The sequence below is a fragment of the Streptomyces sp. NPDC055632 genome (assembly GCF_053618675.1).
This window is the reverse complement of sequence record NZ_JBSHHY010000003.1, coordinates 358,081-371,679: the sequence shown is the minus strand read 5'-3', so window position 1 is coordinate 371,679 and position 13,599 is coordinate 358,081. Positions and strand designations below refer to the sequence as shown.

Below are 13,599 nucleotides of genomic sequence, written 5' to 3'. Positions count from 1 at the left end.
ATCGCACGTACGGATACGGGTGGCGGTTCCTGGTGCCGGGGGGCTTCGGGAACCGCCGCGCCGGGGTTTCAGGACCCGCCGCGCCGGGGCTTCAGGACCCGCCGCCCACCACCCGTACCGGCAGTCCCCTCATCGCTCCCCGCAGCGCCTCCGCCAGCTCCTGGAACTCGGCCTGCCGGGCCGCGCCCGTCCGCATCGCGAGGGCGATCCGGCGCGAGGGGGCCGGTTCGGCGAAGAGACCCGTCCACAGGGCGGTGTTGCGGGCGGTCTCGACCGTGACGGCGGTGCGCGGCAGCAGGGTCACGCCGAGCCCGCCGGCGACGAGCTGGACCAGGGTGGCGAGGCCGGCCGCCGTGGTGGTGACCTCGGCGCCGTCCGAGCGCCCGGCCTCGCGGCAGATGTCGAGGGCCTGGTCGCGCAGGCAGTGCCCCTCGTCCAGGAGCAGCAGCCGCAGCTCCTTCAGGGCCTCGCGCGGGATGTCGTCCCGTCCGGCCAGCGGGTGTCCGGCCGGGGTGACCAGGACGAAGTCCTCGTCGAAGAGGGGCAGTTCGGTGACGCCGGGCATCCCGAGCGGCACGGCGAGGAGGAGCAGGTCGAGCCGCCCGGCCGCAAGCCCCTCCAGGAGCGAGGAGGTCTGCTCCTCGTGGACCTGGAGGTCGAGCTCCGGGTAGCGCCGGTGGACCAGGCGCAGGACGGTGGGCAGCAGATAGGGGGCGACGGTCGGGATCACGCCGAGCCGCAGCGCCCCGGTGAACGGGGCGCGGGCCGCCTCCGCCTCCTCCATCAGCTCGGCCACCGCGTCGAGCACCGTCCGCGCCCGCACCGCGAGCCGCTCCCCGGCGGGCGAGAGCAGCACCTTCCGCGTCGTACGCTCAAGGAGCTGGACACCGAGTGCCTCTTCGAGTGCCGAAACCGCGCCCGAGAGCGCGGGCTGGCTCATGCCGATGGCCGCCGCCGCGTCACGGAAGTGCAGATGCTCGGCGACCGCCGCGAACGCTCTGAGCTGGGAGAGGCTGGGCTGCTTGGTGCGGTGCGGGCCGTGCGGAGGGCTGTACGGGGATGCCACTGATAACCACCTTCGATCAACCCGACCCACTCTAGCTATTTCACTGATCAATGCACTCCGTGCCATGCTGTTGATCCGTCCAACCCCCACGGAAGCCCCTCAAAAGGGGCGCTTCCCTGCTGCAAGGAGAGCGCGTGCTCACTGTCGGTGACCAGTTCCCCACCTACGACCTGACCGCCTGCGTGTCGCTGGAGAGCGGCAAGGAGTTCGAGCAGATCGACCACAAGTCCTACGAGGGCAAGTGGCGCGTGGTGTTCTTCTGGCCGAAGGACTTCACCTTCGTCTGCCCGACCGAGATCGCCGCGTTCGGCAAGCTGAACGACGAGTTCGCGGACCGCGACGCCCAGATCCTCGGCGTCTCCGGCGACTCCGAGTTCGTGCACCACGCCTGGCGCAAGGACCACGACGACCTGCGCGACCTGCCCTTCCCGATGCTCGCGGACTCCAAGCACGACCTGATGCGGGACTGCGGCGTCGAGGGCGAGGACGGCTTCGCCCAGCGCGCCGTCTTCATCGTGGACCCGAACAACGAGATCCAGTTCACCATGGTGACCGCCGGCTCCGTCGGCCGTAACCCCAAGGAGGTCCTGCGGGTCCTGGACGCCCTGCAGACCGACGAGCTGTGCCCGTGCAACTGGACCAAGGGCGAGACCACGCTCGACCCGGTCAAGCTCCTCTCGGGCGAGTGATCCGACATGGCTCTCGATGAACTCAAGGCCGCCATACCGGACTTCGCCAAGGACCTGAAGCTCAACCTGGGCTCGGTCATCGGCAACAGCGACCTCCCGCAGCAGCAGCTGTGGGGCACCGTCCTCGCCTGCGCGATCGCCTCGCGCTCGCCGAAGGTGCTCAAGGAGCTGGAGCCGGAGGCCCGGGAGAACCTGAAGCCCGAGGCGTACCAGGCCGCCAAGTCCGCCGCCGCGATCATGGCGATGAACAACGTCTTCTACCGGACCCGGCACCTCCTGTCGGACCCCGAGTACGGGACGCTGCGCGCCGGTCTGCGGATGAACGTCATCGGCAACCCGGGCGTGGAGAAGGTCGACTTCGAGCTGTGGTCGCTGGCCGTCTCCGCGATCAACGGCTGCGGCCAGTGCCTGGACTCGCACGAGCAGGTCCTGCGCCAGTCCGGTCTGGACCGCGCCACCATCCAGGAGGCCGTGAAGATCGCCGCCGTGATCCAGGCGGTCGGCGTCACCCTCGACGCGGAAGCGGTCCTGGCCGAGCAGGCCTGACCGTACGCGTGAGAAGGGCCCCGGGGCTTTCCGCCCCGGGGCCCTTCCGTCACTTCTTGAGCTCGGCCATCAGGGCCAGCACGTCCTGCGTCATCGGGACCTCGATCCCCGAGAGGTCGATCGGGTCGGTCTCCTGGATCACGTCGCCGTTCGCGTCGGTGGTGTACTGCCGGTAGAGGCTCAGCTCGATCTCGACCTGGCCGTCGAGCACCTTCAGCTCGCCGCCCTCGCCCCCGCGCTCGTCGAACAGCGCCTTCTCGCCGACCCCGTCGATCGGGGTGCCGAGTTCGTGGTACTTCCCCCACGCCCCGAACTCGGGCCCCGGGTCGGTCACCTTGTGCAGGGTGTACGAGACGTTGGCCTGGTAGCCCGTCTCCAGCGAGCCGAAGGACAGCGAGCAGGAGCGGTGGTGCACGGTCGGTTCGTCCATCACCGGCCCGTCCCCGGTCCCGATCCGCTTGCCCAGGGCCTCGGCGAGCGCCTCCAGCTTCGCCTCGGCGCAGAGATCGCCCGCCTCCTTGTACCCGCCGAGATCCGGGCCGGGCGGTTCGCGCCGCTCGTACGCGTAGAGCCCGCCGCCCCAGACCGCCGAGGCCACGACCGCGCCGCCGAGCGCCCACAGCCAGGGCCGACGGGCCCGGGGCGGCCGGGGCGGTGGCGCCTCGGTGAGCACCTCGGGTCTCTCGAAGCCCCCGCCGCCCACCAGCTCCGGTTCCGATATCACGTGTCCTCCCCCTTGCCCCGCGCCGAGCCGGGGGCCGGCGTCGGGGCCACTTCGTACGCGGTCGCCCCGCGCGGCTCCGGTGTGCTGCGCAGGGCCTGCTCGGTGCTGTACGCGCGCAGGTAGCCGACCGCCGTGTTGGTGACGGCGACCAGCGGGACGGCGGCGACGGCGCCGCCGATGCCGGCGGTCAGGCCGCCGGCGGCGACCGCGAGGACGACGGCGAGCGGGTGGACCCGCACCGCGCGGCCGAGGATGAACGGCTGGAGGACGTGGCCCTCGATCTGCTGCACGGCGAGGACGACGACGAGCACCATGAGGGCGGTGAACACGCCGTTGGTGACGAGGGCGACGACGACCGCGAGGGCGCCGGAGACGACGGCGCCGACCAGCGGGATGAAGGCGAAGAGGAAGATGAAGACGGCGAGCGGCACGGCCATCGGCACGTCGAGGAAGTAGAGGCCGATGCCGATGAAGACGGCGTCGATGAGGGCGACGAGGACCGTGCCCCGCACGTAGGCGGTGAGGGTGCGCCAGGCGCGCGGTCCGGCGCCCGCGACGCCCGGGCGGGCCTGGGCGGGCACCAGCTTCAGCGTCCACTCCCAGACCTTCTTCCCGTCGTACAGCAGGAAGAGCGTCGAGAACATGGCGAGGAGGATGCCGGTCATCGTCTCGACGACGACCGTGACGCCCTGGAGGCCGACCTGGGTGATCTGCTCGGCGTTGGTGCCGACGGAGTCGCTGAGGTTCTTGGCGATGCCGTTGATCTGCTGCTCGGTCACGTGGAAGGGGCTGTTGAGGAGCCAGCGCTTGAGCTCCTCGATGCCGTCCTTGACCTGGCCGGACAGATTGTCGATGTTGTCCATGACCTGCCAGACCACGAACCAGCCGACCAGGCCCATCACGACGAAGCCGGTGACGGCGGTGACGGCGGTGGCCAGTCCGCGCGGCAGGCCCCTGCGGCGCAGCATGGCCACGGTGGGCTGGAGCAGGGCGGTGACGAGGAGCGCGGCGACGAACGCGAGGACGACCAGCTGTACGGAGCTGATCACCTTCATCAGGACCCAGACGGTCCCGGCGAAGACGAGCAGGCGCCAGCTCGCCTCGGCGGCCACGCGCATCCCCCAGGGGATGGCGGCGGCGGGGTCGGGGCGGGCGGCGACGGCCGGCGCGTACGAGGGGGGCGCGGGGACGGAGAGGCCGGCTCCCCCTTCCGCGGCGCCGTCCTCCGCCTCCGGGAGGGGCGCGGCGGTGTCCGGGTCGGCCTCGGGCCGCGCGGGGACGGTGGCGGCCGCGCGGGGGCGGTCGGCGGGTCTCCCGTACGGCGCGTCGAGTTCGTCGTCCCGTTCCGCCTCGGCCCTGCGCTCGTCGAGCCGTCGGCCCACCCGGCTCAGGCCCTCGCCCAGCCGGTTCAGCCACCCTGGCACTCTCGACATGTTCTTCCCTCTTCCCCCGCCCGCTCTTCCCGGTCCTCCCCGGGTGCCCGTGGATCCCCGAACCTACACGCCCACGTGCGAGAAGCCCCTCACCGTAGGACGGTGAGGGGCTTCCCGGGGTTGAGGCGCCGGTACTAGTACCAGTGGTTGTTCTGCCAGAAGGCCCAGGCGCCGCACGGGCTGCCGTAGCGGTCGTTCATGTAGTTCAGGCCCCACTTGATCTGGGTGGCGGGGTTGGTCCGCCAGTCGGCCCCGGCCGAGTTCATCTTGGTGCCCGGCAGGGCCTGGACGAGACCGTAGGCGCCCGAGGAGGGGTTGACCGCGCGGTAGTTCCAGGTGGACTCGTGGTTCACGATGGTGCTGAAGCACTGGAACTGCGAGGCCGGCACGATCTGGCGGGCGATCGCCTTGACCTCGGCGACGGTGTAGGAGCCCTGGACGGCGAAGGTCGAGGCGTCGCGGACCGCGGAACGGCTGGCGCGCTCGGCCTCCTCCTCCTTCTTCTTGCGCTCCTTCTCGGCCTTGGCCTCGGCCTCGGCCTTGACGGCCGCTTCCTTCTTGGCCTCGGCGTCCTTGGCGGCGCGCACGCGGGCCGCTTCCTCCGCGGACTTCTTCACGGCGGAGTCGGCGGCGGCGGCCTGGACGGAGGCCTGCTCCGCGAGGGAGGAGACCTGTACCTGCGCCTGCTCGCCCGCGGGGATGTCCGCGAGCAGCGTGGTATCGGCGGCGGTGGCCTCGAAGTTGTCGTCGGCGGGCTGCGCGGCGTTGCCCGAGGCGACGCCGACGACGGCGCCGACGGTGGTGACCGCAGTGGCCGAAGCCACCGCGAATCCCCGGACCGAGATCCGGCTCACACGGTTTCCTTCCAGCATCGCCCGCACAGGTGACCACACGGGCGAAATCTTGCCCCTGGCACTGGTCTCCGAGGTACGGGGTCACAGGAGACGCTGGCCCGTGGTGCTGTGGGCGGCATACGGCGGACGGCTGTTGAGTTGTGCGGTGCGCTCCCCGGAGGGTGCACGGGTGCCGTATGCGGGGCCTGACGGAAGCAAGACTTTGCCGGACGGTGATGCCGCAAGGCAATTCTGTGTTGCGTGTGAAAGCTCACATCGCGAAAGGGGCAGGTGTTTTGGCGTATGTGGCGGACACGGCGACGCCGCCCGGCTAAGCTCCTGCGCTTCGCCGGGCGGCGTCAACTTCCGTACCGATACAGAAAGGTACGAAACGGTCAGATCTGAATGTCCTCCAGCATCTCCGTCACGAGCGCGGCGATCTGGGAGCGCTCGGAACGGGTGAGCGTGACGTGGGCGAAGAGCGGATGCCCCTTCAGTTTCTCGATGACGGCGACGACTCCGTCGTACCGGCCCACCCGGAGGTTGTCGCGCTGGGCGACGTCATGGGTGAGCACGACCCGCGAATTCGCCCCGATCCTGGACAGAACGGTCAGCAGGACGTTCCGCTCCAGGGACTGGGCCTCGTCCACGATGACGAAGGCGTCGTGGAGGGAGCGGCCCCGGATGTGGGTGAGCGGCAGGACCTCCAGCATCCCGCGGCCGAGCACCTCCTCGACGACCTCGCGGCTCGCGACCGAGGACAGCGTGTCGAAGACGGCCTGCGCCCACGGGCTCATCTTCTCGGCCTCGCTGCCCGGCAGGTAGCCGAGCTCCTGGCCGCCGACCGCGTACAGCGGACGGAACACCATCACCTTCTGGTGCTGACGGCGCTCCAGGACCGCCTCCAGGCCCGCGCAGAGCGCGAGCGCGGACTTGCCGGTGCCGGCCCGGCCGCCCATGGAGATGATGCCGACGTCCGGGTCGAGGAGCAGGTCGAGCGCGATCCGCTGCTCGGCGCTGCGGCCGCGGAGCCCGAAGGCCTCCCGGTCGCCCCTGACGAGCCGTACGTTCCCCTCGGCGGTGACCCGGCCGAGCGCCTTGCCGCGCTCGGACTGGAGCACCAGGCCCGTGTGGACCGGAAGCTCGGCGGCCTCCGGCACGTACAGCGTCTCCTGGTCGTAGAGCAGGTCCACCTGGTCGGCGGAGAGTCCGAGCTCGGACATCCCGGTCCAGCCGTTGGCGTCCGTGATGGCGAGCTCGGCCCGGTACTCCTCGGCGAGGAGCCCGACCGAGGAGGCCTTGATGCGCAGCGGCAGGTCCTTGGAGACGACCGTGACGTCGTACCCCTCCGCCTGGAGGTTGCGCGCGACCGCGAGGATCCGTGAGTCGTTGTCCCCCAACCGGTAGCCGGCGGGCAGGACGCCGGGGTCGGAATGGTTGAGTTCGACACGCAGGGTGCCGCCCAGGTCCCCGATGGGGAGCGGGGCGTCGAGGCGTCCGTACCGGATCCGGAAGTCGTCGAGCAGGCGCAGGGCCTGCCGGGCGAAGTAGCCGAGCTCCGGATGGTGCCGCTTGGCCTCCAGCTCCGTGACCACGACGATCGGGAGCACCACCTCGTGCTCCTCGAAACGGGACACGGCGTTGGGGTCGGCCAGCAGGACGCTGGTGTCGAGAACATAGGTGCGCCGGTCGGAAAGGCGGCGCTTCGTGCTGGTCACCACGGAAGGACAGACCCCCTCTGAAGACCCCTGTGAGGTCGGGGCGCGACGGAACCGGTGTCGCTGCGGGATGGGACCGGGTGCGGGCCGCGATGCGCGGGCCGGACCACGGCCCTCCACGTCTCCCGTGCGTGTCCCGCACGGTCGTCCTGGTGCAAGGGGCCTCCCGGGTGGCGGTCTCCGTGCCGCTCACTTCACCAGGGATATGCCCTCGAACGAGCTCTGCCATGCCATGGCATATGACGACGTGTTCGTGAACACGAGGTGATCGGTTCCGACCGGGTGGCGGGTGGTGCGTCAGGTCCCGTAGCGCCGGTGCCGGGCGGCGTAGTCGCGCAGCGCCCGGAGGAAGTCGACCTTGCGGAAGGCCGGCCAGTGGACCTCGCAGAAGTAGTACTCCGAGTGGGCGCTCTGCCAGAGCATGAACCCGGAGAGCCGCTGCTCGCCGCTGGTGCGGATCACCAGGTCCGGGTCGGGCTGGCCGCGCGTGTAGAGGTGCTCGGAGATGTGCTCGACGTCGACGATCTCGGCGAGCTCCTCGAAGCTCGTGCCGCGCTCGGCGTGCTCCAGGAGCAGCGAGCGGACCGCGTCGGCGATCTCCTGGCGGCCGCCGTAGCCCACGGCGACGTTCACGAGTATCCCCGTGTTGTCCCGGGTGGCCTCCTGGGCCTCCTTCAGGACGGACTGGGTGCGGGCGGGCAGCAGGTCCATCGTGCCGACGTGGTGGACCCGCCAGCGTCCGTCGGCGGCAAGGGCGCGCACGGCGTTCTCGATGATGCCGAGCAGCGGGACGAGCTGCTCCTCGGGCCGGCTCAGGTTGTCCGTGGAGAGCATCCAGAGCGTGACGACCTCGACGTCGGTCTCGGCGCACCAGCCGAGCAGCTCCTGGATCTTGTCCGCGCCGGCCTTGTGTCCCTGCTCGGGGGTCCCGCCGGACGCCTTGGCCCAGCGCCGGTTCCCGTCGAGGATGACCCCGATGTGCTTGGGCACCTGGGCGTGGTCGAGACGGCCCTCCACCCGGCGTGCGTAGAGCCCGTACACCAGGTCGCGCAGGTTCACCGTTCTTTACCCCTCTGTGCAGCGACGGACCCCAGGCATCGGCGGTCCGCAGGCGGCCACACTACTGCGCGGGGGCTGCGGGCTCCCAGCCCGGGACGGTCACAAGTCCGTGATAAGCAGAGATACGTGACTGATTCCTCCCCGTACCGCGCTTCCGCGGACCGTTACGACACCATGGAGTACCGCCGCACGGGCCGCAGCGGCCTCAAGCTCCCGGCGGTCTCGCTCGGCCTCTGGCACAACTTCGGCGACGACCGCGCGCTCGACTCGCAGCGCGCGATCCTGCGCCGCGCCTTCGACCTGGGCGTCACCCACTTCGACCTGGCGAACAACTACGGGCCGCCGCCCGGCTCGGCCGAGCTGAACTTCGGCAAGATCTTCGCCCAGGACTTCGCCCCGTACCGGGACGAACTGGTCGTCTCGACCAAGGCCGGCTATCTGATGCACCCCGGGCCGTACGGCGAGTGGGGCTCCCGCAAGTACCTGCTGTCCTCGCTCGACGCCTCCCTGGACCGGATGGGCCTCGACTACGTCGACATCTTCTACTCGCACCGCTTCGACCCGGAGACCCCGCTGGAGGAGACGATGGGGGCCCTGGCCTCCGCCGTCCGGCAGGGCAAGGCGCTGTACGTCGGCGTCTCCTCCTACACCAGCGAGCAGACCGCCGAGGCCGCGCGGATCCTGAGGGAGATGGGCGTCCCGGCCCTGATCCACCAGCCCTCGTACTCGATGATCAACCGCTGGACCGAGGAGGACGGCCTCCTCGACACGCTGGAGGCGGCCGGCATGGGCTGCATCTCCTTCGTGCCGCTGGCCCAGGGGCTGCTGACCAACAAGTACCTGAAGGGCATCCCGGAGGGCTCGCGGGCCACCCAGGGCAAGTCCCTCGACCCGAACCTGCTCTCCGACGAGGTGCTGCGGCGGCTGCGCGGCCTCGCGGACATCGCGGAGCGGCGCGGCCAGTCCCTGGCGCAGCTCGCGCTGTCGTGGGTGCTGCGGGACCCGCGGATGACCTCGGCGCTGATCGGCGCGTCCAGCGTCGCCCAGCTGGAGGAGAACGTGGCCGCGCTCGCCGGCGCTCCCCTGACGGACGAGGAGCTGACGGAGATCGACTCGTTCGCGGTCGACACGGCGGGCGCGAACATCTGGGCCGGCCGGGGCTGACGTCGTCGGCCGGGGCGGATGTCACCGGCCGGGGCGGACGTCACCGGCCGGGCTGATGCCACCGGCCGGGCTGATGTCCCGGGCTTTCCCCCGGAAAGAAAAACGGGCCGGTCCGTGGGGGGGATACGGACCGGCCCGAGGGGGGGTTTCCACCATAACCCTTCGATAGTCGTCCCGCGCGCCACGCGCGCCCGAAGTCCCGCCCGGAATCCCCCGGAACCCGGGCGGGACAAGGGCTGTGGGGCCTCGTGGCGGGTTTACGCCCCGGCGTGGCGGCGGGGTTCCGTCCCTCCCAGGGGGGACGCGGAGGTGGGGGCGCGACGTTGACGCGGGGGTCTCCGGCAAGCCGTCAGGGAACGGCGGTGAACGCGCCGAGGAGGAGGCCGAGCAGGCCGCCCGCCAGCATGAAGGGCCCGAAGGGGATCGCCGAGGAGCGGTCGGCCCGCCGCAGCAGGACCAGGCCGAGGCCGTACACCGCGCCGAGGAGGAAGCTGGCGAACGCCCCGGCGAAGAGGACCCCCCAGCCGTACCAGCCCAGGGCCGCGCCCAGCGGGAGCGCCAGCTTCACGTCGCCGAAGCCGAGGCCGCTCGGGTTGACCAGGAAGAGCACCAGGTAGCCGCCGCCGAGGGCGAGCGCGCCGAGCAGCGCGTGGAGCCAGGAACCGGCGTCGTACGGCAGGAGCTCGGCGGCTCCGAGGAGCAGCGGCAGGGCGGCGGCGAGCGGCAGGGTCAGTCCGTCCGGCAGCCGGTGGACGCGGGCGTCGACGCAGCCGAGGAGGACGGCGAAGGGGACGGCGAGCAGCCAGACCGCCAGCTCGGGCCGGGGCGTGCCGGTGGCGGCGGCGAGCGCGGCGCAGACCAGGGCGGTGAGCAGCGGGGCGGCGACCGGGGCGGCGGTCGCGCAGTCCCCCCGGCCGGGCCCGCCGAGCCAGCCGCGCGCGGGCCCCGCGAGCACGTGCCCGGCGGGGCAGCGGTCCCGCCACGGCTCCTCCGGTGCCACGGCGAGCCGGTGGGCGGCACGCGGGACGAGCAGCCCGGCGGCGGCGCCCCACAGGGCGGCGACGGCGATCGGCAGGACGTCCACGGAGGAGACCTTAGGCAGTGGGCGGGGCTACGGTCTGGCGCATGGGGAAATGGACGGACGGGACGGGGACTCTGGCGGCGCCCGGGGACCCTGCGGTCCCCCTGGAGGTGGCGGCGTCGTACCGGGCGCGGCGGCGGGGGCTGCTCGGGCGGGACGGGATCGCGGGGGCGCTGCTGATCGTCCGGACGAACAGCGTGCACACCTTCGGCATGCGGTTCGCGATCGACGTGGCGTACCTGGACCGCTCCTTCCGGGTCCTGTCCGTGGTCACGATGCGCCCGGGCCGACTGGGCATGCTCCGGCCGCGCGGCCGGCACGTCCTGGAGGCGGAGGCGGGCGCGATGGCGGGGTGGGGGGTGCGGCGGGGGGTACGCGTGCGCGTGGAGACCGGTTTCGCGCAGGGCCCGGACCGGGGAGGTCCTACGGAGGGCCCGGCCCGAGGAGGGTGAAGGCGCCGTACGCGGCGGAGGCGAGGGCGAGTCCGGCGAGGACCGGGGCGGCGGTGCGGGGCCGGAGCCGCGCGAGGGCGGCGGCGGGCGGGAGCAGCAGCCCGAACGCGGGCATCATCAGGCGCGGCCGGGAGCCGAAGTACGCGGCGCCGACGAGGGAGACCAGGACGACGCCGATCGTGTACACGAGCAGGGGCGGGGGCTGCCGCTGCCGTACGCAGAGGACGACGAGCCAGGCGAGCAGGGCGAGGGCGGCGGTCAGGCCGAGGGCGGCGGGCCAGGGCAGGCCCGCGATGAACCGGGCGAGCGCGAGGCCGCCGTCGATGGAGTTGCCCCAGGCGGCCTGGACCTCGAAGTAGGCGGTGGGACCGTCCTCCCGTACGCCGACGTACACGACGTATCCGAGCCAGCCCAGGGGTGCGATCAGCACGCCGGCCACTGTACGGGCGGGCAGGCGGCGGTCCCGTACAAGGGCGGCGAGGGCGGTGATCCCGAGCGCGGCGATCAGGGCGGCGGCCGTCGGCCGGGTGAGTCCGGCGGCGGCGCAGAGGAGCCCGGCGAGGATCCAGCGGTCGCGCAGGACCGCGTACAGGGACCAGGCGGCGAGGGCGGTGAAGAGGGTCTCCGTGTACGCCATGGACTGGACGAACGCGGTCGGGTACACGCCCCACAGGACGGCGAGCAGGACCCCGGTCCTCGTCCCGAAGGCGTGGGCGCCGCACCGGAAGAGGCCCCAGGCGGCGGCGAGTCCGGCGGTCCAGGAAACGAGGAGTCCGGCGGTGGCGGCGTCGAGGGGCAGCGCGGCGGACAGGCCGCGCTCCAGGGCCGGGAGGAGCGGGAAGAAGGCCAGGTCGGAGTGGACGTCCCCGTCGGGGAGGACGGTCTCGTACCCGTAACCGTGCTCGGCGATCCGCACGTACCAGACGGAGTCCCAGCGACCCTTGAGCCGGTGCAGCCCGTCCTCGCCGGTCGCGGCGGCGGCGATCGCGAGGACGGCGAGGCCGATCACGCGGGTGGCGGCGTAGCCGCCGAGGGCGAGGAGGAGGGGGCGGGAGGGACGGCCGGGACGGCCGGGGCTGCCGGGGCGGGGCGGGGGCATGGGTTCGATTATCGCGGGCGGCCGGAACCGGCCCCGGGCCGGGCTCGGCCCCGGGCCGGACTCAGGTGAGGGCCGGGCTCGGCCGAGGGCCGGGCTCAGCCGAGGGGTCTCATGCGGGCGAACCTCGCGGCCATGACGGGGCCGAGCCGGTGGACGAGGGCGTGTCCGGGCTCGTGCGGGGAGGGCAGGTCGCCCAGGAAGGAGGTGACGATGACCTCGTCGATGCCGAGGACGCCGCGACAGCTCTCCTCCTCCAGGAAGGCGAGCGTGCGGCGCCAGTCGGGCGCGGCCGGGTCCTCGCCGAGGAAGGAGCGGACGGTGTCCTGGACGACATCCCAGAAGAACACGTGCGGAAGCACGCCGCCCTGGTGGAGGACATGGGTCTCGTAGGCCTCGCGGAACTCGGGAATCCGGGTGACCAGGTCACTGACCAACTGCACACTCGGCGTCACGCTCGGCGTCGTCGTCATCCGTCCAGGATGCTCCCGCCCGGCGACCGCGTCCCGGCGCTTTTGCGCTTTCCTGGGAACGTCTTTCGCCGGGTTTTTCCCCTGAGGCGCGAAGTGTCCCCCTTCCGTGGACCGTCGGCCGTATGTACGAGTCGGCGGTACACGACGGTACGCGGCGGAGGGCGGCGGCCACACGGACGCGGCACCGGCCCCGTACGGACGGTCGCGTGAGGGCAACGGGACGCACGGTAAAGTCCGTTGGCCACGTTCGATCACCACCGCGTCACCCTTCGGCCCGCCTCGGGGAGAACCCCGGGAGAACTCGGGGAGAACCCGGACAGGGGGCGGTGTGCTGTCCACCACCAGCCGAGAGGAAAAGGTTTTTCCGGTGTCCACGGCCCCCACGCCTCCGAGCAGCCACCCGCAGCCGGGCCCCGGTTCGCCCACGGGTCCGTTCCCGCCCCCTCCCCCGCGACCGCCCCGGCGGCGGGGCTGGTTCGCCCGGCAGAGCGAGGGCGTCCGCATCACGATCATCGGCGCGGTCATCGCCGGCGTCTTCTCCCTGGGGGGCGCCGTCCTGACCGCGGCCCTCACGGACAAGGGGGACGGCCCGTCGGACGCCAAGGCGTCCGGGCAGCCGTCCGCCGCGCCGACGACCGGGAAGCCCGCGCCGACCGGCACCTCGGAGACGCCTTCCCAGGTGTCCTCGGACGAGCCGTCCTCGACGCCCGAGGAGTCCGGGAAGCCGTCGGCCGACGACGGCTCCGCGCCTCCGGCGAACCCGTCGTACGAGGTGTTCTACGACGGACAGACCATGTCCCTGGGCCTGCCTCCCGGCTCCGACCTCGGCTCCATCGACTTCGACGCGCCGGGCACCCGCCGGTACACGAACGGCGAGTGGAAGGCCCTGGTGGAGAAGGCCGAGGAGTCCGGGACGCCGGTGGAGGCCGATCTGACGTACCAGACCGGCTACTCCGGCCTCCTCACCCTGCGCAACGGCCGCAACGCCGCCCAGCTCCAGCCCACGGACCCTTCGGAGAAGGCCGAGGACTGCGCCCGGGCCGCCCGGGTCGGCGGCTTCACCGAGGCCGAGATGCACAAGTGGGACCTCCCCGCGAAGACCGTCCTCTGCGTCGTGACCGACAAGGGCAACATCGCCCGGGTCGTCATCACCGGCTTCATCGGGGGCAACCCGGACGGGGTCGGGGAACCGCCCACGCAGATCACCCTCCGGGTCACCCTCTGGAAGCCGCGCGGCTGAGCACGGCTCGCGCCCGGAGTCCGGC

General features: G+C 72.1%; 14 protein-coding genes. 5 read left to right on the top strand and 9 right to left on the bottom strand.

Going from position 1 to position 13,599, the window contains the following annotated elements; genetic code table 11:
- Nucleotides 1-91: 91 nt before the first annotated feature.
- Entirely contained in the window at nt 92-1,066 is a 975-nt protein-coding gene (locus tag ACWGSR_RS06985) for a hydrogen peroxide-inducible genes activator (RefSeq protein ID WP_376234953.1), read from the bottom strand.
- Between the two features lie 134 nt (nt 1,067-1,200).
- On the opposite strand from ACWGSR_RS06985, the gene ACWGSR_RS06980 reads away from it, so the two are divergent.
- Together ACWGSR_RS06980 and ACWGSR_RS06975 are read left to right on the top strand one after the other, a co-directional pair.
- Entirely contained in the window at nt 1,201-1,755 is a 555-nt protein-coding gene (locus ACWGSR_RS06980) for a peroxiredoxin (protein ID WP_376234951.1), read from the top strand.
- A 6-nt stretch (nt 1,756-1,761) separates the two neighbouring features.
- A complete protein-coding gene (locus ACWGSR_RS06975; protein ID WP_062752447.1) occupies nt 1,762-2,301 on the top strand; it encodes an alkyl hydroperoxide reductase in 540 nt (179 codons plus the stop codon).
- Nucleotides 2,302-2,350: 49 nt separating this feature from the next.
- Here ACWGSR_RS06975 and ACWGSR_RS06970 read toward each other — a convergent pair whose 3' ends face one another.
- From ACWGSR_RS06970 to ACWGSR_RS06950, 5 genes are all read right to left on the bottom strand, one after another.
- Nucleotides 2,351-3,025: a hypothetical protein gene (locus ACWGSR_RS06970; protein ID WP_453564092.1), complete on the bottom strand. Its 675-nt coding sequence runs from the start codon at nt 3,023-3,025 to the stop codon at nt 2,351-2,353.
- Nucleotides 3,022-4,458, bottom strand: a complete 1,437-nt coding sequence (locus ACWGSR_RS06965) for an AI-2E family transporter (RefSeq protein ID WP_376234946.1) — start codon at nt 4,456-4,458, stop codon at nt 3,022-3,024. Before ACWGSR_RS06965 ends, ACWGSR_RS06970 begins: the two co-directional genes overlap by 4 nt.
- Nucleotides 4,459-4,592: 134 nt before the next feature.
- Complete coding sequence (locus ACWGSR_RS06960) at nt 4,593-5,312, bottom strand: aggregation-promoting factor C-terminal-like domain-containing protein (RefSeq protein ID WP_453564090.1); 720 nt, start codon at nt 5,310-5,312, stop codon at nt 4,593-4,595.
- A gap of 374 nt (nt 5,313-5,686) precedes the next feature.
- Entirely contained in the window at nt 5,687-7,012 is a 1,326-nt protein-coding gene (locus tag ACWGSR_RS06955) for a PhoH family protein (protein WP_376234942.1), read from the bottom strand.
- 294 nt (nt 7,013-7,306) lie between these two features.
- The gene (locus ACWGSR_RS06950) at nt 7,307-8,068 is read right to left on the bottom strand and encodes an isoprenyl transferase (protein ID WP_366371495.1); all 762 of its coding nucleotides are present in this window, start codon (nt 8,066-8,068) and stop codon (nt 7,307-7,309) included.
- Between the two features lie 126 nt (nt 8,069-8,194).
- Between ACWGSR_RS06950 and mgrA the strand changes: the two genes are divergently transcribed.
- Nucleotides 8,195-9,232 (top strand): L-glyceraldehyde 3-phosphate reductase, encoded by a 1,038-nt coding sequence (gene mgrA / locus ACWGSR_RS06945; RefSeq protein WP_453564087.1) that lies wholly within the window; start codon nt 8,195-8,197, stop codon nt 9,230-9,232.
- 349 nt (nt 9,233-9,581) lie between these two features.
- On the opposite strand, the gene ACWGSR_RS06940 is transcribed toward mgrA, so the two are convergent.
- Nucleotides 9,582-10,316 (bottom strand): prepilin peptidase, encoded by a 735-nt coding sequence (locus tag ACWGSR_RS06940; protein ID WP_453564085.1) that lies wholly within the window; start codon nt 10,314-10,316, stop codon nt 9,582-9,584.
- Between the two features lie 41 nt (nt 10,317-10,357).
- On the opposite strand from ACWGSR_RS06940, the gene ACWGSR_RS06935 reads away from it, so the two are divergent.
- The gene (locus tag ACWGSR_RS06935; RefSeq protein WP_453564083.1) at nt 10,358-10,765 is read left to right on the top strand and encodes a DUF192 domain-containing protein; all 408 of its coding nucleotides are present in this window, start codon (nt 10,358-10,360) and stop codon (nt 10,763-10,765) included.
- Here ACWGSR_RS06935 and ACWGSR_RS06930 read toward each other — a convergent pair.
- The gene (locus ACWGSR_RS06930; RefSeq protein WP_453564081.1) at nt 10,737-11,864 is read right to left on the bottom strand and encodes a glycosyltransferase family 39 protein; all 1,128 of its coding nucleotides are present in this window, start codon (nt 11,862-11,864) and stop codon (nt 10,737-10,739) included. The genes ACWGSR_RS06935 and ACWGSR_RS06930 overlap by 29 nt on opposite strands.
- 95 nt (nt 11,865-11,959) lie before the next feature.
- Nucleotides 11,960-12,334 (bottom strand): hypothetical protein, encoded by a 375-nt coding sequence (locus tag ACWGSR_RS06925; RefSeq protein ID WP_453564078.1) that lies wholly within the window; start codon nt 12,332-12,334, stop codon nt 11,960-11,962.
- A gap of 367 nt (nt 12,335-12,701) precedes the next feature.
- Between ACWGSR_RS06925 and ACWGSR_RS06920 the strand changes: the two genes are divergently transcribed.
- Nucleotides 12,702-13,574, top strand: coding sequence for a hypothetical protein (locus tag ACWGSR_RS06920; protein WP_453564076.1), 873 nt, complete (start codon nt 12,702-12,704; stop codon nt 13,572-13,574).
- Nucleotides 13,575-13,599: the final 25 nt, after the last annotated feature.